Raw genomic sequence first — 21,642 nt, 5'->3', positions numbered from 1 at the left:
GCTTACATCACCGTCCGAGTTACGACACGGGTGCTTACCGGCAGCTTGGCAGCGGCCAGACGGAACGCTTCACGCGCCACGTCTTCAGAAACACCTTCCATTTCGTAGAGCATCTTGCCCGGCTGAATCTGGGCAACCCAGTACTCTACAGAACCTTTACCTTTACCCATCCGCACTTCCAGCGGCTTCTGGGTGATAGGCTTGTCCGGGAATACCCGGATCCAAATCTTCCCGCCACGCTTGATGTGACGAGTCATGGCACGACGGGCGGCTTCGATCTGGCGTGCGGTGATACGACCGCGACCAGTTGCCTGCAGGCCAATGGTGCCGAAAGACACCTTGCTGCCCCGCTCTGCCAGGCCACGGTTGCGGCCCTTATGAACTTTCCGGAATTTGGTACGCTTCGGCTGCAACATCGTTCGTTACCCTTTAACCGCGGCCGCGCTTCTTGGCGCCCTTGGACTGCTTCTGCTGCTCTTCCTGCTGAACCTGCTCCATGCCGCCAAGCACTTCGCCACGGAAGATCCACACCTTGATACCGATGGTGCCGTAAGTGGTCTCAGCACGTACGCTCGCGTAGTCGATGTCAGCACGCAGGGTGTGCAGCGGCACACGGCCTTCGCGGTACCACTCGGTACGCGCAATCTCGGCACCACCCAGACGACCGGACAGCTGAATCTTGATACCTTCAGCACCAGACTTCATGGCGTTCTGTACGGCACGCTTCATGGCACGACGGAACATCACACGACGCTCGAGCTGACCAGCGACGTTGTCACCTACCAGACGCGCATCCAGGTCGGGCTTACGCACTTCCTCGATGTTGATATGAACCGGCACGCCCATTTTGGCTGCCACATCGCGGCGCAGGCGCTCGACATCTTCGCCTTTCTTACCAATCACGATACCCGGACGAGCGGTAGAGATCGTAATACGTACGTTTTCGGACGGACGCTCGATCTTGATACGGCTCACCGATGCATTCTTCAGACGCTTGAACAGGAACTCACGAACCTGCAGGTCGGTAACCAGGCAGTCTGAATAAGACTTCGGTCCGGCATACCAGAGCGAGTTATGCTCTTTAACGATGCCAAGGCGAATACCGACCGGATGAACTTTCTGACCCATCTGGTTACTCCTGACCTTCCGAGACTTTCACAGTAATGTGGCAAGTACGCTTGAGGATCCGGTCTGCGCGGCCTTTGGCGCGCGGACGGATACGCTTCATGGTCATGCCTTCGTCCACAAAAATTGTGGATACCTTCAGCTCGTCAACGTCAGCGCCGTCGTTGTTTTCCGCGTTTGCAATTGCGGACTCCAGCACTTTCTTAACGATTTTTGCCGCCTTCTTCGGGCTGAATTCCAGAAGATTCAGCGCCTTCTCGACTTCCAGGCCTCGGACCTGGTCCGCTACGAGGCGTGCTTTCTGAGCCGAAATTCTTGCACCGCGCAGACGGGCTGCAACTTCAGTAGCCATGGCTGTCACCTTATCGCTTAGCCTTTTTGTCCACGATGTGCCCGCGGTAGTTGCGGGTCAGGGCGAATTCGCCCAGCTTGTGGCCCACCATGTGCTCGGAAACCATCACCGGCACATGCTGTTTACCATTGTGAACAGCAATAGTCAGACCCACCATCTCCGGAATAATCATGGAGCGACGGGACCAGGTTTTAATCGGCTTACGGGAGCCGGCTTCCACCGCATCTTCCACCTTGCTGAGCAGGTGGTGATCCACAAAAGGACCTTTCTTGAGTGAACGTGGCACAGCCTGAACCTCTCTCTATCCCTTACTTACGACGGTCGCGCACAATCATCTTGGAGGTGCGCTTGTTTGTACGGGTCTTGTGGCCCTTGGTCGGTACACCCCAGGGGGTAACCGGATGACGACCACCAGAAGTACGCCCTTCACCACCACCATGAGGATGGTCTACCGGGTTCATCGCCACACCACGAACAGTGGGACGTACACCCCGCCAGCGCGTGGCGCCCGCTTTACCCAGTGAGCGCAAGCTGTGCTCACTGTTGGATACTTCACCCAGGGTTGCCTTGCAGTCGGTGTGAACCTTGCGCATCTCGCCAGAGCGAAGACGAAGGGTTACATACTGACCATCTTTCGCCAGAACCTGCGCGGACGTACCGGCGGAACGAGCGATCTGACCACCCTTGCCAGGCTTCATTTCCACGTTATGAACTGTGGAACCCAGCGGAATATTACGCAGCGGAAGCGCGTTACCAATCTTGATCGGCGCATCTTCGCCGGACTGGACACGGTCTTCTGCCTTCAGGCCCTTGGGAGCCAAAATGTAACGACGCTCACCATCCAGGTACTTGACCAGGGCAATGTGCGCAGAACGGTTCGGATCGTATTCCAGACGCTCAATCACGCCTACGATACCGTCCTTGTTACGACGAAAATCGACAATACGGTACTTCTGCTTGTGACCACCACCTTTATGACGGGTGGTGATACGACCGTTGTTGTTACGACCGCCGTTCTTGCTCTTGGCTTCTACCAGAGGCGCGTAGGGAGCACCTTTGTGCAGATCTTCGTTGACCACCTTGACTACAAAGCGGCGGCCCGGAGAAGTCGGCTTGCACTTTACAATCGCCATTATTCCTTACTCCCTTCCTTACTCTGCGCCGAGGAAGTCAATGTCCTGGCCTTCCGCGAGGGAAACATAGGCCTTCTTCCAGTCAGCGCGCTTACCAGCAACGCGACCAAAGAACTTGGACTTGCCTTTCACATTGGCGGTACGAACAGACTCAACTTTCACTTCAAAAAGCGCTTCAACCGCTTTTTTGATTTCCAGCTTGTTCGCATCTTTGGCCACCTTGAATACAAAGGTGCCATTTTCGTCAGCATTAACTGTCGCTTTTTCAGAAACGTGCGGAGCACGCAGCACAGTCAGGATACGCTCTTGATTCATGCCAGTGCCTCCTCAAGTTTCTTCAGAGCCGGCACGGTGATCAGCACCTTTTCAAAAGCGATCAGGCTAACAGGATCAACGCCTTGTGCGTCGCGCACATCCACCTTGGGCAGATTGCGGGAACCCAGGAACAGGTTCTCATCCACATTATCAGTCACGATCAGCACATTGCTCAGCTGCAGATCTTTCAGCTTGGCTGCAACAGCTTTGGTCTTGGGCGCGTCAACGGTAAACTCGTCAACAACAACCAGACGCTCCTGGCGAACCAGCTCGGACACGATGCACTGCAGCGCGCCACGATACATCTTGCGGTTCACCTTCTGAGAGAAGTCACGGTTGGTAGCAGCAAAAGTTTTGCCGCCGCCACGCCAGATCGGGCTGCGAATGGTGCCAGCACGAGCACGACCGGTGCCCTTCTGACGCCACGGCTTACGACCACCACCACTCACATCGGAACGGTTTTTCTGAGCTTTGGAACCCTGACGGGCGCCAGCCAGAAACGCAGTTACAACCTGATGAACCAGAGGCTCGTTAAAGTCCTTGCCGAAGGCGACTTCGGAAACGCTAACGGTACCTCCAGAGGCAGTATTGAGATTCATCCTCTATTCCTCTTTCAGGCCTTCGCCTTCACTGCCAGACGCACGATCACATCACCACCGGTAGCACCGGGGACCGCACCTTTAACCAGCAACAGATTCTTCTCAGCGTCTACACGCACCACTTCCAGATTCTGGGTAGTCACGCGCTCAGCACCCATGTGGCCAGCCATCTTCTTGCCTTTGAATACACGGCCCGGGGTCTGGTTCTGACCAATGGAACCCGGAGCACGGTGAGACAAGGAGTTACCGTGGGTCATATCCTGGGTGCTGAAATTCCAGCGCTTAACGCCGCCAGCAAAACCCTTACCCTTGGAGGTGCCAGTCACATCAACGATCTGACCCGCTTCAAAACCTTCAACGGTTACTTCGGAACCGGCCTGCAGCTCACCAGCCTCAGCACGGAATTCCCAAACGCCACGACCTGCTTCGACACCAGCCTTGGAAAAGTGACCGGCCTGAGCCTTGGTCACACGGCTGGCACGGCGCTCACCCACCGTTACCTGCACGGCCTGATAGCCATCTGATTCTTCGGTCTTAACCTGAGCAACCCGATTCGGGGTCACCTCGATGACGGTCACAGGAACACTGACACCTTCTTCAGTGAACACGCGAGTCATGCCACATTTTCGACCGATCACACCAATCGCCATTGTTTACCTCTTCACAACCTGTCGCGGTTATTAACCCGCCCGTTGTTAACCCAGGCTGATCTGCACATCCACACCAGCAGCCAGATCAAGCTTCATCAGAGCATCCACGGTTTTATCCGTAGGCTCGACGATGTCAACCAGACGCTTGTGAGTGCGGATCTCATACTGATCTCGCGCATCTTTGTTTACGTGCGGAGAGATCAGCACAGTAAAACGCTCTTTACGCGTGGGCAGCGGGATCGGACCCGTCACCTGCGCGCCTGTCCGTTTGGCCGTATCCACGATCTCTTGGGCAGACTGATCAATCAGACGATGATCAAAGGCCTTGAGTCGGATGCGGATTCTTTGGTTAGCCATAGCTAACAAACTCCAGACTGTTTCGAACCATAATTTATATGGCAAAAAGCCCACCCACCTTATCTCTATGGATAGGTACGTGGTGTCAAAACAAGCCCAGGAACAATGCCCTGGTTGGTATCTGCCTTAAGGCAGGGCGCGAATAATAGACACCCCTCCCCACCTTTGCAAGGCCTATTTTTGATCAATCTGCAAATTAGCCATCCGAGGGGGCTAGATATTAGCCAATTAGTCCCTCAGTAGCGTTACCAAACTACCCAGCAGAGCGGAATTTCGTAAAACCTGCCACCGGCCTCTTTCACTCTTAACCTACTGCGGCGCAATGTTTGGTTCGGAGGAAGGATTACTTATCTCCCTGCTATTGGCAGGGCTTGTTGGACAGAAAGGAAGGGATTTCTGATGCTGATTCCAGTCATTATTGCCGGCGGCAATGGCTCTCGCCTGTGGCCTTTGTCTCGCTCCCATTATCCAAAGCAGCTACTGCGCCTTAACGGCGAGTACAGCATGCTGCAGGCCACGCTGCTGCGGCTGCCCGCAGAGCTGCGCGCCGTGCGCCCAATTGTGGTGTGCAATCAGGAACACCGCTTCCTGGTGGCTGAACAACTCAATGATATCGGCATTGAAGCGGATATCCTGCTCGAGCCCTGCGGCCGCAATACCGCCCCTGCTGTAGCACTGGCGGCCTTACAGGCTCGCCAGCGTGACACCAATGCCAAGATCTTCATCTGCCCCGCAGATCACGCCATCCGCAATCCCGAAGCACTGGAAGCCGCCATCGAATCGGGCTATCAGGCGGCAGAGAGCGGCCTACTGGTTACTTTCGGCATCCAGCCCAGCCGCCCTGAAACCGGTTATGGCTATATATGTATGGGGGAAGCCCGTGGCGATCATCACCTGATCGAGCGTTTCGTGGAAAAACCGGATGCGGCGACTGCACAGCAGTTTCTCGATGCCGGCACTTATCTCTGGAACAGCGGCATGTTCCTGTTCCGTGCCGAGCGGTACCTGCACGAATTGCGTGAACACCACCCCCAGATGCTGGCGCATTGCACCCATGCCCTGCTCCAGGGGGAAGCCGATCTGGATTTCATTCGTCTTGAAGAAGCCAGTTTCAGCCGTTGCGAGGATCTATCCATCGATTACGCCATCATGGAAGGCACCCAGGACGGCGCAGTGGTTCCGGTTCAGCTGTTCTGGAATGATCTCGGCTCCTGGGAATCCCTGTGGGATCACCTGGACAAGGACGCCGAAGGCAACCACCTGCGTGGGGACGTGATCGCCCACAACAGCAATAACAACCTTGCCATGAGCGATTCTCGCCTGGTTGCTCTGCTGGGGGTGGAAGACCTGGTCGTGGTCGACACCCCGGATGCCATCCTTGTTGCCCATAAAAGCCAGGCCCAGGAGGTCAAGCGGGTAACGGACCAGCTCAAGGCCCGCAAACGCCCCGAGACGGAAGATCACCGCCTGGTGCACCGCCCGTGGGGGAAATACGACTCTGTCGACAAGGGCAATCGATATCAGGTGAAGCACATCACCGTAAAGCCCGGCGAGCAGCTCTCCGTTCAGATGCACCACCATCGCGCCGAGCACTGGATTGTGGTTTCAGGCACGGCCAAGGTCACCTGCGGTCAAAAGACATTCCTTGTTGCCGAAAACCAGTCCACCTTTATTCCCATCGGCGAGGTGCATTCGCTGGAAAATCCGGGCCGCATCCCGCTGGAATTGATCGAAGTGCAATCCGGCACCTATCTGGGCGAGGATGACATCATCCGCATCAGCGACCGCTACCACCGTGAGGACGCCGCTGAGAAAGTGGCGCAATTGCCATGAGCGCCGGCTGCTTCAAGGCCTACGATATCCGCGGCAAAATCGGTGAGGAGCTGAACGAAGACATGGCCTGGCGCATTGGCCGGGCCATGTCAGAGTGGCTGAATGCCAGTCGCATTGTGGTGGGGGCGGATATGCGCCTGAGCTCACCAGCCCTGAGCAATGCCCTGTGCGAAGGCATCATGAGCAGTGGTGCCGATGTGGTAGACATTGGCCTCAGCGGCACCGAAGAAGTGTACTTTGGCACGGTGTATCACCAGGCCGACGGCGGCATACAAATCACCGCCAGCCACAACCCTGCCGATTACAACGGCATGAAACTGGTACGCAGCGGGGCACGGCCGATTAGCGGTGACACTGGCCTGTTCGAGATACGCGACCGGGTGCTCGCCAACCGATTTCCGGACACAGGCTTGCGCGGCAGCCGCCAGCGCAAGACCGACAAGCGTCCTTATATACAGCATCTGCTGCGGTTAGTGGATTGCCAGCCTCTGGATGGCTTCTGCATGGTCAGCAACGCTGGCAATGGTGCCATTGGTCCGGCACTGGACGTGTTGCTGGAATCGCTTGATGAACGCGGCATCAGGCCTCTGCTGCACCGCTACCATGATACCCCCGATGGCACCTTCCCCAACGGCGTTCCCAATCCGCTGTTGCCGGAAAACCGTGCTGAAACCAGCCAGGCAGTGATTCAACATGGCGCCCAGCTCGGTGTTGCCTTTGACGGTGATTTCGACCGTTGCTTCTTTTTTGATGAACACGGCGACTTCGTCGAGAGCTATTACATCATCGGCCTGCTTGCCAACGCTCTGCTTGCCCGTCAGCCCGGTAGCACCATCATTCACGACCCGCGCCTGACCTGGAGCACCATCGATACTGTGCTGGAGGCCGGCGGCCACCCACTGCAGAGCAAGACCGGCCACGCTTTTATCAAGGAACGCATGCGCAAGGACAATGCCCTCTATGGTGGCGAAATGAGTGGCCACCACTATTTTCGCGATTTCCATTACTGCGACTCCGGCATTCTTCCCTGGCTGCACCTGTCGCGCCTGCTTGCCGATTCCGGCCAAACCCTGTCCTCATTGGTACGCGACCGCGCCCAGCGCTATCCGGTATCCGGCGAAATCAACTTTTCGGTACCCGACAGCGGTGAAGCGTTACGCAGAATCCTCAACCAGTATGGCCACATCGCCCTGAATCAGGACGATACCGATGGGGTCAGCCTGGAGTTCAGTGACTGGCGCTTCAACGTCCGCGCCTCCAATACCGAACCCCTAGTCAGACTCAATGTGGAAACCCGCTCCAATCCGGAGCTGCTGGCCAGCAAGACCCGGGAACTGAGCAGCCTGCTGAGGAGTGCCTGAATGAGAACGATCCTTGCGCTTCTTCTACTATCCCTGTTTTGCCAGACTAGCATTGCAGGGGTCAGGCTAACGCCGATCTACGCCGATGAAGCCAGCAACTGGCCGCTGGAAACCTTTGCGGCCAACGGCCTGTTTCGCCAGATCGCCCGCTACCAGCACGGCCACCCACAGGCCATTGTTCTCAATGGAGGCGACTACGACCTTGCCAAGCTGGCCCGCCAGCTGGATCACCGTGCGCTAAACCGCACAGAATCAGGCTGGGTCTTGCATTACCCACTGGTCATCGGCCCTGGCACCCGACTGAACCTGACAAATGACGACCTGTTTATTGAGGGACGTCACGGCGGCTGCCTGATCAACCGCGGCGAGCTCGTCATCACCAATAGCCGTCTTGCCAGTAATGGCAATCAGAGCAGCGGCTTTATTCACGGCTGGGGAGGTTCCATCACCCGCATTCAGGACAGCACTCTGACCGGGCTGGGGCGCGCTGATTACCGCGCCAATGGCATCAGTGTGGCGCGCCATCGCTACCAGAGCGGGGCCCCGGCCGCGCAGCTGTATCTTGCCAATAGTCTGCTTGAGAACCTGTACCGGGGAGTCGATGCAGAACCAGGCAGCCGCGTACAAATCAATGATTTGTCGATCAGCGACAGCCGGGAACAGGGAGTCGTGCTGCAGTACAGCCCGGCACGCATTGAGCAGCTGCGAATCTACCGCTCCGCAGGGCACGGCCTGCGTGCCGAAGGCAACGCCTCGCTGGTCATGTCGGACGTTGATGTCAGGGATAATCAAGGTAGCGGGATACTGCTGGAGAATCACACCGGCCAGGTCCACATCAGCCATTTGCAGAGCCGCAACAATCTTGAATATGGCACTCAGATCAAGGCGAACAGGGGCGAGCAATCCACAACCCTGGAAGCTCTGACTTTGCAGGGTAATGGCAGCGACGGGTTACGTCTGGACGGCAGCATGAAGGTCACCCTTGATCAAGCCGACATTTCCACCAACCAGCGCTACGCCATTGCCATCCAGGCCGAATCCCAACAACGCATTAGCGGCACCTTTTCCCAGCTCAAACTTCACCACAACCACTTGGCGGCATTACAGACGAGCGGCGAAGGCGAACTGGTCCTGAACGGAGTCAGCCTTCGCCATAACAGCAATCAGGGCAAATATCTGGCCGGCAACCTGGCGGCAAGGGAAGCGGATTTACTGCCACTGTTATTGCGAGGGCAAACCGTCGCCATCGAATTTACCGAGGCGCTACCCACAATCCCGTTAGTGAGCCTCCGGTAAAGCGGGAGCCGAAGCGCTCTGCCTCTGCCTTGGGTAGAGGCAGGCGATCCGCAAACCGATGCGCATAGACTGGCCACCACGCCATCTTGTGATCATCAATATCGACCTGCTTCTGCTTGAAACGGACCCCTTTCCCGTCGCGCTTCCAGAAATGCACCACCTGCTCCGCCAGTGCATGCAGCGACTCGCCACGCCCGTCATAAAGCGGCAACCCGTTGCGGCAGCCGGCTTCCGCCATCAACACCAATGGGGTCAACGCAAAGGCATGGTACTCTTCTGCCCGTTTCCCCCGAGCGGCTTCCAGAGGCAAATAGACACCCCCCTTAGTGCCCGGGGTAATCTGACTAATGGCCAACCAGTAGCCTTGCTCGGCCCATGCCAGCCGCTCTGGATCATCCAGCACCAGTGCCGCCGCCATCACCGCCCATGACGACCAGTAATCATGGTTGTTGTACAAATCCATACGTTGACGTCGTGGCGTCGCATGGGCCTGCACCCGATCCGCCAGCGCGGCAACCCAGCGGCGCTGTTCAGCATCCAGCTCCCAACCCGTCAGCGCGCGCGCCTTCATCATGTTGGTGGCCAGTGCCGCCAGAAACCATTTACGCACCGCCTCCCCTTGCTTGCTGGCCCCCGTCTGGGTCAGTGCCATGGCTTCGGCCCAGGGAGCCAACGCCTCAGCAAAGCACGCCTGAGCCGCCGCGCGTATGGCCGGGCGTTCGCTGCGCATGTATTCGCCGATCTGGCCAAGAAAGGCCAGATACCCATAGATCTCTGCCACCTGCTGCTGATATTGCCTGGCGGCCTTTTCATCCAGCTCATCCTTGCTGGACTGAGACTGGTCATATTTGCTGCCCATTGCCAGCGCACCGGAGTAAGGAGGGTAACCTGTGGCCATGGCCTGACAGCGCCGCAGCGCAGTGGCGTCCGGCTCGGCGTCTGGCAAGCGCTGAGTATCAAACAGCGGCACCAGGGCCGCCTGGGAACAGCCCGCCAGCAGCCCCAACAACACACCACTCAGTAATCGCACAATGCGGTCTCCACCGTCATCGCCACCGGCTGTGGCTGTTCGAACTCCAGCAACACCGAGAGTAAATTGCCGTGCCGACTCGGTGGATCCAGGCGCAGCAGGAAGCGCCCGGTATCCAGCCGTGCCGGACGACGGATGCGGATCTTTTCCCGCTGACCATCATCGTAATAAGCCAGCACATAGAAATCCTTGAAGTTGCTGTCCGAGTAATTCATCTCGAGCAAAAGGTGCGGCTTGCCTGCCGTCAATCGGCGTCGCTCACCGGCATTGGCAAGCACCTCGATACGATCATCCACCGCCGACACAGGAACGGTGGTGGCCTGACTGGCCAGCAAAGCCCGGTTACTGCAGCCCCCGGACGCCGCCGGCAATAGTTGCCGCCATACCTCCTGTTCTTCCAGTGGGTAGTTCACCGGCAGCTCCCAGATCAGGTAACGGAACTGACCACTCTGAAAGGCCTCCGATAGCAGCAAGTCCTGCAATGACCCGGTCGCCCCGCCACCGGTCATGGCAAAGTTCACCACATCGCGACTCAGGTATTGCTGCAGGAAGCCATGAAAGTTGTAGTTCTTGTAACGGTCGTCGCGATTATCCGAGTTACTGGTGCCAACCAGCGCAATGGCCGGCGCCGCCACATCGCCAAACAGGGCGTCGGCACTATCGGTACCTTCTTCCGGAACGGTAATGCTGCCCCGGACCCATTGGAAACCGTAGGAATTGCCACACACCATGGCAACCGCCGCATTTAGCGTACCCATTTTTCGCAACAGGATATCCGGGTGGGTCTGATAGCTGACTTCCGGGATTTCATTGATGCCCGGTTCCGCCAGCATCACTTCAGCCACCTGCCGGGCACTGACCTGGGCACCATAGGGTGTCCAGTGGTGATCACGACGAAAGAAATATTCCTGCTCATGCTCGCCCCGCAACACCGGCTCCATATCCGCCACAGCGGCACCCAAGGCTCGTAACAACTGCGCCTTGTCGAGAAATGAGCGACGCGCTGCGGCCAGCGAATAACGCGCACGCCAGGGCGAGACCAATTCTTCCGCATGCATCAGCCCTCGGGTGGGCTGTGGCATCACCACCAGTCGCACACCGCGTTGCGCCAACCGATCTACCAGTTCAGCAAATGCCTGTTGAGCCGCCTCGTCCATCGGGAAGGATTCCTGCAAATCCACCTCGGTGCGAAAAAACCAGAAGGGTTTGCCGGCGATCAATTCCCGCATGGCAGTCATCGCCCCTTCCGCGTAGGTCGCCGGATCAGACAGCGCCGCACAGGTGAAGGGCGGCTGCAAAAAGGCCCCCTTCATGACCCGCGACTCTTGCTGACCCTCATCCCCGCTGGTCTCGCTGGTTTCCGTCAGGCCTGCCGCAAACGCGACACTCCCCACCGCCAGCAGCAGACAGGCCGCAACGGAGCGGATCATATCAAGGCGTCGTTGCCACATGACTTTCCTCCAGGCGGGCCTGCACGCCTCCGTTTCCCGGCGTGACCAGCACGGTATAGATACGGCCACGCTGCAGCACCACCTCATCCAGTGGCAATTCGGCACCGCTATCCAGCGCCACCTTCAGCGCCACCTTGACCCCATTGATTTCTCGTTCGCCACTACTACCTGCCAGCAATGGACCAATCACACTCACCGCCCCATTGAGGGTCTGCAAGGTGGCGGGCTGATCCGAGAGGTTGTACATCACCAACAAGGCTTTCAGTCGATTATTGAAATAGATATCTTGATGCGCCACCAATGCGGCACCATCAAACACCAACGTTTGTACCGAGCGCGCCGCAAACTCGAATTCGAAAGGTTTGCCCTCAACGGTTAGCTGCGCCTTACCTGCGGGGCGATACAAATAATCGCCGGCCTGACGTGGAGAAAGTGACTGCCTCCAGTCATCCATTTCCACATTCACCTGCCCTTCGGTAATGTTGACCACCCGGACAAATGCCGAATCCGGTGGGGCTGCCATTTCATAGAGGCCCTCGTTACCGTCCTGGGCTGCCCATACCGGCAAGCTCAGCAGCATGACCAGTGTCGCGATCCATGCACGCATGATGTTCTCCCCTCACAATCGGTTCCATTGATTGAATCAGCGCCCGTTCCGGCACTTCCCAGAGCACATACTTCACCCGCTCATCCCTGGCAGCGGGCCCATCCAGAAATTCACGCATGGCCGCAAAAGGCCCTTGCGCTTCCAACGCATACACCAGCACATCTTCACTCAACTGCTGCTTGAGGAAGCCAGGAAAGTGCCATTCATCCATGGCGCTGTAGCTGGTGCCAACCAAAGCCACAGGTGGCAGCTCATCCCCCAGCAGGGCCTGCGCATCCAGCATCTGTTCTACTGCTGCTGTCTCATAACGCACCAGGGGTTCCTTGCGCGTGGGCCCCACGCCTTCACTGGTGGGCAGATAACGCAACAAATCCCCTTCATAGGGCTCAACCTGAAGTTCCCGGGTTTCATAGTGATGAGATCCGGTCAGGGCAAGATTGGAGGCGACACCAGCGGCCACTACCTGGGCACCAAGAGGACTCCAGTGGGTATCCGTGCGCATGAATACCTCGCCCTGTCGTGCCGCACTTTGCATCAACCCAAGACTATCCACCCAGGCAATATGCGATTCACTGAACGCCTCGGTAATGCGCTGGTAGAGGGAGTCCATCCCGGTCGAGACAGGCCGCGCACTCCATTGCGGATATAGCCGCCGCTTGGCGGGCACCGGTACCAGCAGCACCTGCTTGCCAAGGTCTTCCAGCACACAGACCGCCGCCGACAGTTCAGCAAGATTATCTGCCAGTAACCGCTCACTGCGGCTGTCGTAATAGTATTCTTCGCGGGTGAACAGCCAGTCTTTCTCTCCGACCAACACACCGGGCCGGCCAGCCTTAAACAGCAGAAAGCTGGTATCGGCCCAGAACGCAATTGACGGTTTTCTCAGCACAAATTCTTCATCCACCCGTCGCTCGAGCTTGCGTACCAACTCGCCTTTACGAAATTGCTGCCAGGCAGCAGGTTCGCTGACAAAGAAATGCCCCACCGGATACAGCAACGATAAAAAACCGGCAAAGATGGCTACCAGAAAAAGCCAACCATTGATTAGAGATGCCTGCTTCATCGGGATCATGGCAACCTCCTGTTAAAACTGAAAATACAGAAAGGGCGAAAACGATTCGGCGGATAGCCGCGTTACCGCCAGCAAGAAACCACACCACAACACCGGAACACGCCAGCCACTCACATTCTGGAAAATGTTGTTCTTGTCCAGCCCCAGGTAGAAACGCTTGTTGTAATACGCACTGGCACGGTCCCAGCACAGCGCCACCAGGCAGAACAGCAATGTGACGGGTGAAACCCACAACATCAGGTTATCCAGGCTGCCCCAACCGTTAAGTCCCAGCAGACCTGACATGATGTTCCAGGCACCATCCACATTCCCGACCAGGAACAACGGCCAGATGAACCACAGAAAAGCCTGGGCTCGATAGTTCTTCCACAGGGAATAGGGCGTCGACATGGTCGTCACCCAGCCAAGTCGCCGTTCCAGCACCATCATCCCCCCCAGAGCAGCCCCCCAGAGCACAAACGCCAGATCCGCACCATGCCACAGGCCCGCCAGCGTCAAGGTGGTAAAGGTCGCTGCCGATACCGGCCAGCCCAATGTTTTCTTCAACGGCCGGTACAGGTAGTCACGCAACCATTGCGACAAGGTGATATGCCAGCGCTGCCAGAATTCCGTGACACTCTGACAAACAAAAGGCTGATTGAAATTTTCCTGAAACTTGAACCCCATCATCATGCCCAGACCAATGGCCATGTCGGAGTAGCCGGAAAAATCGAAGTACAGTTGCAGCGTCGAAATCACCACCGCAAACACACCATCAATCACACCCGGTTCAGGTGTCGCCATCAGGTAGGCTGCCACCGGTGCGATGCTGTCTGCGATCAATACCTTCTTGATAAACCCCAACAGAAAGCGACTGGCCCCCAATGAAAACAATTCCATGGAGTGAGTCCGCTGCTCGAACTGACGCTCCAGATTGCGGTAGCGCAAAATGGGGCCGGCAATCAGCTGTGGGAAGAACGAGATAAAAGCAGCAAAGTTGATAAAGCTGCGGGTGGGTTTGGCATCCCCACGGTATACATCCACCAGGTAGGCCAATGCCTGAAAGGTGTAAAAGGAAATACCCAGCGGCAGGATGATCTTTTCCAGAAAGAAGGGATTCAGCCCCACCGACACCATCATCGCGCTGATGCTTTCCACCCCGAAGTTGGCGTATTTGAAATAACCCAGTGCCGCCAGATCTCCCACTACTCCGAGCACCAGCCAGTAGAAACACCGTGGATGATCACGGTATTTATCAATCGCCAATGCAAACAGATAGTTCCACAGGGTGATCGCCACAAATAACAGCAGAAAGTCCGGGCGCCACCAGGCATAGAACAGATAACTCCCGATCAGGATCGTCCAGTTCCGCCATCGGGTTGGCGTCAGGTAATACGCTGCCAGAAATAGCGGCAAAAAAAGAAACACAAACAGGTTGGATGAAAACACCATGATTACCACCTCCCTGCGATAACAAACAGGATTTGGTGAATCTGCTCTGCCCGTTGATAGGCATCCCCCATTTCAAACGCCGAGTAGCTCAATCTGGCTGACACCTGCATCTGTCGGCGCTCGGATAACGCCAGCGGGAATGATCGCCACCCCAGCGCCACATTGACCACGTCCCCCAGATGCGACTCGCCATCCACCAGCGGGTTGCGGATCTGGCTATTGACCCGAATGGTGTCATTCAGTCTTTGCAGGGAACCCGCCAGCACCTCCAGCTCCGCCCGGGGCCACAACTGCTGCCGATACCAGGCCGCGGCATAGGCCAGATTATTCATTTCATAGTCGAGCAGATCGCCCAGTGGACCAGTGGACAAATCCGCGACTCCAGGCCGACGATTGCTCTGCACCCGGCTTTGAAAGTAACCATCATTCACCGCGTAGTCCGGTTCATCCGTGGTTGCGACCCGCACGCCAAATCCCGGACGCCAGCTCAAGCTGTCCATCCGGCCAAACAGCTCGCCCTGGATCAGGTAGCCCTGCACCCTGTCTTCACTGTCAATGCGGCTTCCTGCACCATCAATGGCATAGCGCTCAAGATCGCCTTCCTGGAACAAGGCGTTGACGGTATAGCCCACCACCGGCGCATAACCACCTTCACCATGCAGGCGAATTCCCGCCCAATAGCCGGTGAAATCCCGCACATCCAACAGCCCTTCCAGCCGCTCGACCTGATCGCCGGAACGATCATCCTGATAATGCAGCTGCAGATCCCACCAGTGGCCGGGCATCCACTGTTTGCCCACACCCGCCAGCACCCTGAAAATATCTTCGTCTCGCGGATCCAGGTCCGAGTCGTCGGAGCGGAAAGTGGTCAGCTGCTGACCGGCAACCAGGTGCGCCCGCCAAAGACTGGACTGATAATCCAGATTGAGACTTTCCAGCGGCAGGTCCCAGATCACCCCTTCCTCGTCCTTGTAGGATTGGCGCCCCAAGCCTAACGACAGCGATGGCGATCCAAACAACATACGCCGGCGCACCCAGACATCGCGCAGCTCTACATAGTGCTCATCCTCGCGAATACGACCATTATCATCCGCCTGCAAGCTGCTCGGCCTCCCTACCGCCAACAGCAATTTGGCGCGCACCTGGGCGTCCCAGCGGTGCCATTCGGTATCACCACTGCGCCAGTAATAACGGGGCTCATAGCGGATCAAACCATTGGGCTCGGTTTCCTCATTGAGGAACAACCTGGTGTACTCCGGGGCCTCCCCGGCACTGAAGTACAGCCGCTGGTCATAGGTATGACGCGGCAGCGGATCGGCCAGGGCGCTCATAGCAAGCAACGACCACAGAACGGCAACGGCACTAAGGCGTAATCGCGACATGGAACTGCTCCTCCAGCCAACGACGACGCTGCGCAACCAACTTCTGCGCAGCCTGATCTGCAGCGGGCTGCAAAGCCTCCGGCAACTCCAGCCTCTCATCACTCTCCTGCCGTGCGGTGCGGGGCAGCAGCACCTTGCTGGCCTCCTTGTGGGCATAAGCGCGAATCGGATCCCGCATTACCCCCCTCCCGGTTGCATAAAGGGACGATAGTGACGCATCACCCTCAGCCATCCCGGCTTCTGCCGCCCGCGTGTAATACATCACCGCACGTTCCATGTCCGCCTCCCCCAGAAACCCACTTTGATAGAGCGTACCCAGCGGCATCAGAGCCTGTGTCATCCCCTGACTCACCAGCTTTTCCAGATCATCCCTGGCGCGCTCTGGCCGCAGCGCATACCAGCCCGACTGCATGTCCCCCTGGGCCCGAAAAAAAGTGGCCACCGCCGGATCCAGCGGCATCAGCTCCGCTACCTTGGCGGTAAAATCACGATGGGAATAAAAGTTCGGCCAGGACAGCATGTAGCGCAGCTGTTCGGACAAAGCCTGCGGCTCGCCGTTATCTGCCGCACGCTGGAGCCAGCGCATCACAGAAGGATCATGCTCTGCTGCGGTGGCATTTGCCTTGATCAGGGTGGCCACGCGCAGACAGTACGCGCCGTCCAGAGAAACATCGCCTTCCAGGTCCTGCATCAGGGCAACAAAACGTTCCGGCGTGCCATTCTGCCAATGCATATCCTGCAGGTATTCCACCGCCCGAGGATCCCGGTGCAGCGCCCGGGCGTACATTGCTTCCGCCTGCTCAACATTGTCTTTGTGCTGGGCATAGCGGCCGGCATAGGTTTCGAAATAACAATCCATCACACAACTACGACGATACAGCCGCAGCCACTCCTGCCATTGCTGATCGGTGGCCGCACCGGGATAAAGCGCCACCACATCGAGTGCCAGCCGCAAATCCTCTTCACTTTCACGAGGGCGCAGCGGCGCAAGCAGCTCCCGGGCGCGAGCTTCGCCGAACGCCAGGCTTCCCTGGTAACGCTTGAACAGGCGCAAGCTGGCCGGCCCGGCACGGTAGTCATGTTGTTGCCAGGCGCGCTGATACCAGACCATGGCTTGCGCCGGATCGGCGCCCTGCTCCGCCGCCAGCAACTTGCCATATTCCACCTGGGCGGCCGCATCTCCCGCTTCCGCCAACTCACGCAGCTGCTCCCGTGCCTGCTGGGTATTGCCCTGGGCCAATAGATACCGGGCAGTATTGGTATCCGCAGGCATCTGACAGGCCGACAAGCCACCCAGCAGGCAAAGGATTACAAGACGGGAAGCCATGCCGGATGCACCGTGACACTGACAGGCTGGTTCTGATCGGAAGTGGACAGCTCACGCCGGGTCACGATCTGCATGCGCAACCAACCGCTTTCCTCGTCGCGAACCAGTTGGCTGATCGTCGCCTGCGCATCGATTTCACCGTCCATAAAGCGAACCGTAACGGCATCACCGACAGCCGCCCCCAGCGAATCTGCATTCCCCTCAAACAGCGCTGTCACCAAAGCCGGACCACTGGGATCCACCAGCTGCATCAACGCAGTATCTTCCTGGACAAACTCGCCATCGCGCACCATCAGGTCGGCGATATCACAATCGCAGGGGCTATTCAGCGTGACCTCGAAAACCGCCGCATCGACAAGCGCCCTCACCTGCCTGGGATCCAAATTATCGAGCAAGACGCCATTATTCAGGCGCGCCACCAGGCGGGACGATACGGTCAGCAGCGGCTGGCCACGCTCTACCTGGGTCGCCCCTTCCGGCAACAGAAGTTGCACATAGCCGTTTTCCGGCATCATCACCGTTTTGCCCGGCAAGGATACCCAGGCATCATCAGCCCGAGTCAGGAAGGCATGCTGATAAAGCTTGTAAGCCACCACCAGAAACGCCAGCAGGCCAGCGACAAAAAACAGCAAGCTGCCAAACATGGCCCGCGCCCGGTCCAGCCAGCCTCTTGCTGCCGGCTTTTGCTTGCCTTTGCGGGTGGCCACATAGTTTTCCCGCTTCATGTTGTCGATCACGTCATCCAGTTCGGTGAGTTCACCGGCCAGATAATTACTGATTAACAGCCTCAACAGATCGGTGTTCTGCTGATCAATCACGGTGTATTGACCACCCACTCGCTGACTACTGTCTTGCTGATAGATGACCTTGAAGCTCACCGGCATGGACAGATTTGCCCGCCCCAGGCGAAAAACGATTTCACCATGGCAGAGCGTACCGGGCGCCAGATTGACCTGACCGGCAATGAACGACAATCCACCCAGCGACACATCCTCCAGTGAAAAAATCCCCTTGACCGGACTCTGCATGCGCAGCCGCAGGCTTCCCTGCAACCTGACGCGCACATGCTGGCGCTCTTCCTGTGACTCATGCACCTGGCGAACCTTTTTCTCTTCCATGATCCTTCCCTCCATGACCGCTCCTGCTTATCCCCAAACTTGCAGGCGCGGCGTTACTAGCTACCTGTCAGTAGCATCATCAAACAAACAAACAGGCTACCTGCTGAAAACAGCATGGTTTTTGAACTGATACGGTTAAGCACCACGTCAAAGCCTGCATTCTGGGTTGAAAGCGTGGTTTTCTGTCTCGTCCAGCTTTGCCTGTCGAGATGAAACAACGCGAAAATCTTGACCAGAGAACCCACCACCTGGTTGTAATACAGCAACACCGGATACAACGGCCCAACCGGGTGACAGGTCACTGTCAGCAACAGCGCCACAAAAGTGCGGGACAGCGATATCCAGAACAGGTAAACCGCAAATAATTGCCAGTTCTGCAGGGACGCCATCATCAAGGCCGCGGTCAACCCGATCAGGCAGGTCCACATGCTGATGCGCTGGTCGTACAACACAAAGGTGGTAAACAATCCCAACCTGCGCCATCCCAAGCGGGTGGCTCGCAGATTCTGACGCAGGGAATTGCCATACCAGCGGAACATCAACTGCAAGGTGGCAGGAACAAAACGATGATGGGGCGGATGCTCCACCGTCAGAGTGTGCGCATCCGGCACATAGAAGGTGTCCCAGCCCAGTGTCATCAAGGAGTTCCAGCTGGATTTATCATCGCCAGTGAGAAAACGGAATTTCCCCAGGCGCCAATGCTGGAGGTGATCAGATTCCACATCGGCGATGAATTCCGGTGCGGTCAGCACCGCAGCACGAAAGAATGACATCCGCCCGGTCATGGTCAGCACCCGGTGGGACAACGCCATGGAGCACATATTCAGATGACGCTGGGCAAAGCGCATGGTGTGCCAGTCACGCATGATCCGGCTACCACGCACCACGCATTGCTCGTTGGTGGTGAGTCCACCAAGATTCGGCATCAACCCGAAAAAGCAGACCGAGTCCCGCACGCAATCCGGCGCCAGCATGGTGTCACCGTCCACCACTCCGACTACTGCATCCCTGTCCGGCATGGTCCGGCTGACAGCCCGAAACGCTAGCGCCAGCCCGTCTCTCTTGCCGGTACCCCTGGCACGACAGATGATCAGCTTGACCACCCCACCAGGATCAAACGCACGATGGCACTGGCGAATCAGGTTTTCATCTGCGCGCTCCACAATCGATACCACCACTGTGGCCGCTACACCGCAATTCACCGCTTCCCGGAACACGCTGGAATACACATTCCAGGTGGTGTCCGCCGGGATACGAAAGCTGGTAACGACCAGATACACATGGCTGGGCGCATAAGCATCAGGATTGCGGGCAATGGTTCTGCGCATGGCAGGAAAGGTGACCCGCATAAACCAGACACCGCGCAACAGATGCATGCCGCCAATGGAATATCGCCACAGGCCGATGGCACCGATGAGCAAAATAAACTTTTTGTCGCCACTATCCAGGTAGGCGGGCTCGATCAACAGCCCAAGCCCCATGACCACAGATAGCCACAACAGCCATTCGCCGAGGTTTTTCATGGCAGTTACCAGCAAATACCCTGGCGGTCAGCGCTGGAAACCCCGGGCAGGTAGCCACACAGATCAATCAGCAAGCGACCACTGTTAACCGTATCTGCCACCGCCTTGAAGGTCGAAATAGCATGACCAACCACCACCACTTCGCTATCGTCCACCAGCTGATCCATGTCATCCACCAGACATTTGAACAGCTCCCCATAGCTACTCCACAACTGCTCAGCCACGGGACTGTGCTGAGTGGCATAGCTGACGTTGCTATCGTAGATGGCCAGTTGATAGCCCTCAGCAACCAGTCTGGCGGCGAGACTTACCAGTGGGCTTTCGCGCAGGTCATCCGTACCCGGCTTGAAGCTGAGTCCGAGCATGCCCACCTTCTTCATGCCGGATTCCCGGATCATGGTCATGGCGCGGTCAACCTGGTTGTCATTACTGCTGGACAGGGATGCCAGCAGAGGCGATGGCAACGACACTTTGGCGCACCAGGCATTCAGGGCGCGCACATCCTTGGGCAAGCAGGAGCCCCCATAGGCGAAACCGGGCTTCATGTAGTAGCTGGACAGATTCAGCTTGTTGTCCATGCACACCACTTCCATGACCCGCCGTCCGTCGACTCCGGCCTGCTTGGCGATATTGCCGATCTCGTTGGCGAACGACACCTTGGTGGCGTGCCAGGAGTTACAGGCATACTTCACCAGTTCGGCCTCTTCCAGCGCCATCTTCACCAGCGGAGCATCAAGCCCTTCATAAAGGGCGGCCAAGGCATCCGACGCCTCCTCATTCATGCCACCAACAACGGTCATGGGAGGATTAAAGAAATCGTAGATGGCAGTGGATTCGCGCAGAAACTCTGGATTCACTGCCAACAGGAAATCAACGCCTGCCTTTTTGCCAGACGCCTCTTCCAGAATCGGCAAAAGCTCACCGCGGACCAGACCGGGCAGCACCGTGCTGCGGATAACCACCAGATGCACCTCGTCCTTGTTACGCAAGGCCAGGCCAATATCCTCACACACCGCCTTGAGATAACGGGTATTGAGGAAGCCGCTTTCATCGCTCGGCGTACCCACACAGACAAAGGAGACCTGACTGTCAGCTACGGCTTGTTGGGCATTCGTGGTCGCCGTAATTCGGCCGCTGGCCACACCTTCTGACAACAGCTCGCCCAGCTGATCCTCCACAATGGGAGATTCACCACGCCGAACCTGGGCAACCTTGCCCTCGCTGACATCCATGCCGATAACCGTGTGACCTTTTTTGGCGAAGCAGGCGGTGCAGACTGCGCCAACATAGCCCAGCCCGAAAATTGAGATAGTGGACATTCCCTTTCCCCAGTAGTTAGCAACCATTTCCAAGTGGTCGAGCAACGACTCAATCCTTGGGGATCATCTAACGCCGGAGAGGAGAAAATGTGTAGAGGGGTAACACTAAAAGGGAACAGACTTACTAGAAGGTTTTTTGTAGCGTCGATACTCTCAGCTGGAGACGAACGAAAAATGCTTAGCCGCAAGGCTAATATACAGGGCATCCAGCTCCAAAACGGCCACCGTTTCGCCAACCAGATCACACCAGGAAAGGCACCCTTGCCGAGGCCTTATAGAAAAAGGCTATAGAAGAGCCAGAAACAAAAAAGGGCCGCCGAAGCGACCCTTTTTCTGATACCGGGTAACGAATTACTCGGTG

General features: G+C 57.2%; 22 protein-coding genes. 3 read left to right on the top strand and 19 right to left on the bottom strand.

Features of this window, described 5'->3' with window-relative positions:
* Positions 1-2: 2 nt before the first annotated feature.
* The 9 genes from rplP to rpsJ are packed head-to-tail and all read right to left on the bottom strand — an operon-like array spanning position 3 to position 4,531.
* Complete coding sequence (gene rplP / locus Y5S_RS15370; protein WP_035234261.1) at positions 3-416, bottom strand: 50S ribosomal protein L16; 414 nt, start codon at positions 414-416, stop codon at positions 3-5.
* A 13-nt stretch (positions 417-429) separates the two neighbouring features.
* On the bottom strand, positions 430-1,128 hold the full coding sequence (gene rpsC / locus Y5S_RS15365) for a 30S ribosomal protein S3 (protein ID WP_035234259.1): 699 nt from the start codon (positions 1,126-1,128) through the stop codon (positions 430-432).
* Positions 1,129-1,132: 4 nt separating this feature from the next.
* Positions 1,133-1,477 carry a 50S ribosomal protein L22 gene (gene rplV, locus Y5S_RS15360; protein ID WP_022986491.1) on the bottom strand — a complete coding sequence of 115 codons (345 nt, stop codon included), beginning with the start codon at positions 1,475-1,477 and terminating at the stop codon, positions 1,133-1,135.
* A gap of 10 nt (positions 1,478-1,487) precedes the next feature.
* Positions 1,488-1,763, bottom strand: coding sequence for a 30S ribosomal protein S19 (rpsS, locus tag Y5S_RS15355; RefSeq protein WP_035234257.1), 276 nt, complete (start codon positions 1,761-1,763; stop codon positions 1,488-1,490).
* Positions 1,764-1,785: 22 nt separating this feature from the next.
* Positions 1,786-2,610 carry a 50S ribosomal protein L2 gene (gene rplB, locus Y5S_RS15350; RefSeq protein WP_035234255.1) on the bottom strand — a complete coding sequence of 275 codons (825 nt, stop codon included), beginning with the start codon at positions 2,608-2,610 and terminating at the stop codon, positions 1,786-1,788.
* A gap of 18 nt (positions 2,611-2,628) precedes the next feature.
* Positions 2,629-2,925, bottom strand: a complete 297-nt coding sequence (gene rplW / locus Y5S_RS15345; protein WP_035234253.1) for a 50S ribosomal protein L23 — start codon at positions 2,923-2,925, stop codon at positions 2,629-2,631.
* Positions 2,922-3,524: a 50S ribosomal protein L4 gene (gene rplD / locus Y5S_RS15340; protein WP_035234251.1), complete on the bottom strand. Its 603-nt coding sequence runs from the start codon at positions 3,522-3,524 to the stop codon at positions 2,922-2,924. The genes rplW and rplD overlap by 4 nt, the downstream gene beginning before the upstream one ends.
* Positions 3,525-3,538: 14 nt before the next feature.
* Positions 3,539-4,174, bottom strand: a complete 636-nt coding sequence (rplC, locus tag Y5S_RS15335) for a 50S ribosomal protein L3 (protein ID WP_035234249.1) — start codon at positions 4,172-4,174, stop codon at positions 3,539-3,541.
* 45 nt (positions 4,175-4,219) lie between these two features.
* Positions 4,220-4,531, bottom strand: a complete 312-nt coding sequence (gene rpsJ, locus Y5S_RS15330) for a 30S ribosomal protein S10 (RefSeq protein ID WP_022986497.1) — start codon at positions 4,529-4,531, stop codon at positions 4,220-4,222.
* A gap of 399 nt (positions 4,532-4,930) precedes the next feature.
* Between rpsJ and Y5S_RS15325 the strand changes: the two genes are divergently transcribed.
* Genes Y5S_RS15325 through Y5S_RS15315 form a run of 3 tightly spaced genes read left to right on the top strand, consistent with a single transcriptional unit; the run spans position 4,931 to position 9,021 of the window.
* Entirely contained in the window at positions 4,931-6,364 is a 1,434-nt protein-coding gene (locus tag Y5S_RS15325; RefSeq protein ID WP_035234247.1) for a mannose-1-phosphate guanylyltransferase/mannose-6-phosphate isomerase, read from the top strand.
* Positions 6,361-7,725, top strand: coding sequence for a phosphohexomutase domain-containing protein (locus Y5S_RS15320; protein ID WP_035234244.1), 1,365 nt, complete (start codon positions 6,361-6,363; stop codon positions 7,723-7,725). The genes Y5S_RS15325 and Y5S_RS15320 overlap by 4 nt, the downstream gene beginning before the upstream one ends.
* Positions 7,726-9,021, top strand: a complete 1,296-nt coding sequence (locus Y5S_RS15315) for a right-handed parallel beta-helix repeat-containing protein (protein WP_035234241.1) — start codon at positions 7,726-7,728, stop codon at positions 9,019-9,021.
* Here the strand turns inward: Y5S_RS15315 and Y5S_RS15310 are convergent.
* Genes Y5S_RS15310 through Y5S_RS15265 form a run of 10 tightly spaced genes read right to left on the bottom strand, consistent with a single transcriptional unit; the run spans position 8,978 to position 21,281 of the window.
* Entirely contained in the window at positions 8,978-10,051 is a 1,074-nt protein-coding gene (locus Y5S_RS15310; RefSeq protein ID WP_035234239.1) for a polysaccharide lyase, read from the bottom strand. The genes Y5S_RS15315 and Y5S_RS15310 overlap by 44 nt on opposite strands.
* Complete coding sequence (locus Y5S_RS15305) at positions 10,039-11,502, bottom strand: alginate O-acetyltransferase AlgX-related protein (protein WP_035234236.1); 1,464 nt, start codon at positions 11,500-11,502, stop codon at positions 10,039-10,041. Before Y5S_RS15305 ends, Y5S_RS15310 begins: the two co-directional genes overlap by 13 nt.
* A complete protein-coding gene (locus Y5S_RS15300; protein WP_035234233.1) occupies positions 11,483-12,109 on the bottom strand; it encodes an alginate O-acetyltransferase AlgF in 627 nt (208 codons plus the stop codon). Before Y5S_RS15300 ends, Y5S_RS15305 begins: the two co-directional genes overlap by 20 nt.
* On the bottom strand, positions 12,042-13,181 hold the full coding sequence (locus tag Y5S_RS15295; protein WP_035234231.1) for an alginate O-acetyltransferase: 1,140 nt from the start codon (positions 13,179-13,181) through the stop codon (positions 12,042-12,044). The genes Y5S_RS15300 and Y5S_RS15295 overlap by 68 nt, the downstream gene beginning before the upstream one ends.
* 12 nt (positions 13,182-13,193) lie before the next feature.
* Positions 13,194-14,612: an MBOAT family O-acyltransferase gene (locus Y5S_RS15290; protein ID WP_035234227.1), complete on the bottom strand. Its 1,419-nt coding sequence runs from the start codon at positions 14,610-14,612 to the stop codon at positions 13,194-13,196.
* A gap of 2 nt (positions 14,613-14,614) precedes the next feature.
* Positions 14,615-15,994, bottom strand: a complete 1,380-nt coding sequence (locus tag Y5S_RS15285) for an alginate export family protein (RefSeq protein WP_035234224.1) — start codon at positions 15,992-15,994, stop codon at positions 14,615-14,617.
* Positions 15,975-17,321, bottom strand: a complete 1,347-nt coding sequence (locus tag Y5S_RS15280; RefSeq protein ID WP_231552715.1) for a tetratricopeptide repeat protein — start codon at positions 17,319-17,321, stop codon at positions 15,975-15,977. Before Y5S_RS15280 ends, Y5S_RS15285 begins: the two co-directional genes overlap by 20 nt.
* A complete protein-coding gene (locus Y5S_RS15275; RefSeq protein ID WP_231552714.1) occupies positions 17,303-18,454 on the bottom strand; it encodes a PilZ domain-containing protein in 1,152 nt (383 codons plus the stop codon). The genes Y5S_RS15280 and Y5S_RS15275 overlap by 19 nt, the downstream gene beginning before the upstream one ends.
* Positions 18,455-18,495: 41 nt before the next feature.
* Positions 18,496-19,962 carry a glycosyltransferase gene (locus tag Y5S_RS15270; protein ID WP_081939799.1) on the bottom strand — a complete coding sequence of 489 codons (1,467 nt, stop codon included), beginning with the start codon at positions 19,960-19,962 and terminating at the stop codon, positions 18,496-18,498.
* A gap of 5 nt (positions 19,963-19,967) precedes the next feature.
* A complete protein-coding gene (locus Y5S_RS15265; RefSeq protein ID WP_035234221.1) occupies positions 19,968-21,281 on the bottom strand; it encodes a nucleotide sugar dehydrogenase in 1,314 nt (437 codons plus the stop codon).
* Positions 21,282-21,642 lie beyond the last annotated feature (361 nt).

Source organism: Alcanivorax nanhaiticus (assembly GCF_000756665.1).
In the GTDB taxonomy this organism is placed as follows: Bacteria; Pseudomonadota; Gammaproteobacteria; order Pseudomonadales; family Alcanivoracaceae; genus Alcanivorax; species Alcanivorax nanhaiticus.
Note: the sequence above shows the minus strand (reverse complement) of the source record. Positions and strands in the feature narration are given on the sequence as shown.

Coding starts and splice junctions, on each gene's coding strand:
- Y5S_RS15270 (WP_081939799.1), bottom strand. CDS start 19,962: ATGAAAAACCTCGGCGAATGGCTGTTGTGGCTATCTGTGGTCATGGGG.
- rplV (WP_022986491.1), bottom strand. CDS start 1,477: ATGGCTACTGAAGTTGCAGCCCGTCTGCGCGGTGCAAGAATTTCGGCT.
- Y5S_RS15290 (WP_035234227.1), bottom strand. CDS start 14,612: ATGGTGTTTTCATCCAACCTGTTTGTGTTTCTTTTTTTGCCGCTATTT.
- Y5S_RS15300 (WP_035234233.1), bottom strand. CDS start 12,109: ATGCGTGCATGGATCGCGACACTGGTCATGCTGCTGAGCTTGCCGGTA.
- Y5S_RS15295 (WP_035234231.1), bottom strand. CDS start 13,181: ATGATCCCGATGAAGCAGGCATCTCTAATCAATGGTTGGCTTTTTCTG.
- rpsJ (WP_022986497.1), bottom strand. CDS start 4,531: ATGGCTAACCAAAGAATCCGCATCCGACTCAAGGCCTTTGATCATCGT.
- rplC (WP_035234249.1), bottom strand. CDS start 4,174: ATGGCGATTGGTGTGATCGGTCGAAAATGTGGCATGACTCGCGTGTTC.
- Y5S_RS15320 (WP_035234244.1), top strand. CDS start 6,361: ATGAGCGCCGGCTGCTTCAAGGCCTACGATATCCGCGGCAAAATCGGT.
- Y5S_RS15325 (WP_035234247.1), top strand. CDS start 4,931: ATGCTGATTCCAGTCATTATTGCCGGCGGCAATGGCTCTCGCCTGTGG.
- Y5S_RS15280 (WP_231552715.1), bottom strand. CDS start 17,321: ATGGCTTCCCGTCTTGTAATCCTTTGCCTGCTGGGTGGCTTGTCGGCC.
- rplD (WP_035234251.1), bottom strand. CDS start 3,524: ATGAATCTCAATACTGCCTCTGGAGGTACCGTTAGCGTTTCCGAAGTC.
- Y5S_RS15305 (WP_035234236.1), bottom strand. CDS start 11,502: ATGTGGCAACGACGCCTTGATATGATCCGCTCCGTTGCGGCCTGTCTG.
- rplW (WP_035234253.1), bottom strand. CDS start 2,925: ATGAATCAAGAGCGTATCCTGACTGTGCTGCGTGCTCCGCACGTTTCT.
- rplB (WP_035234255.1), bottom strand. CDS start 2,610: ATGGCGATTGTAAAGTGCAAGCCGACTTCTCCGGGCCGCCGCTTTGTA.
- rplP (WP_035234261.1), bottom strand. CDS start 416: ATGTTGCAGCCGAAGCGTACCAAATTCCGGAAAGTTCATAAGGGCCGC.
- Y5S_RS15285 (WP_035234224.1), bottom strand. CDS start 15,994: ATGTCGCGATTACGCCTTAGTGCCGTTGCCGTTCTGTGGTCGTTGCTT.
- rpsC (WP_035234259.1), bottom strand. CDS start 1,128: ATGGGTCAGAAAGTTCATCCGGTCGGTATTCGCCTTGGCATCGTTAAA.
- Y5S_RS15275 (WP_231552714.1), bottom strand. CDS start 18,454: ATGGAGGGAAGGATCATGGAAGAGAAAAAGGTTCGCCAGGTGCATGAG.
- Y5S_RS15315 (WP_035234241.1), top strand. CDS start 7,726: ATGAGAACGATCCTTGCGCTTCTTCTACTATCCCTGTTTTGCCAGACT.
- Y5S_RS15265 (WP_035234221.1), bottom strand. CDS start 21,281: ATGTCCACTATCTCAATTTTCGGGCTGGGCTATGTTGGCGCAGTCTGC.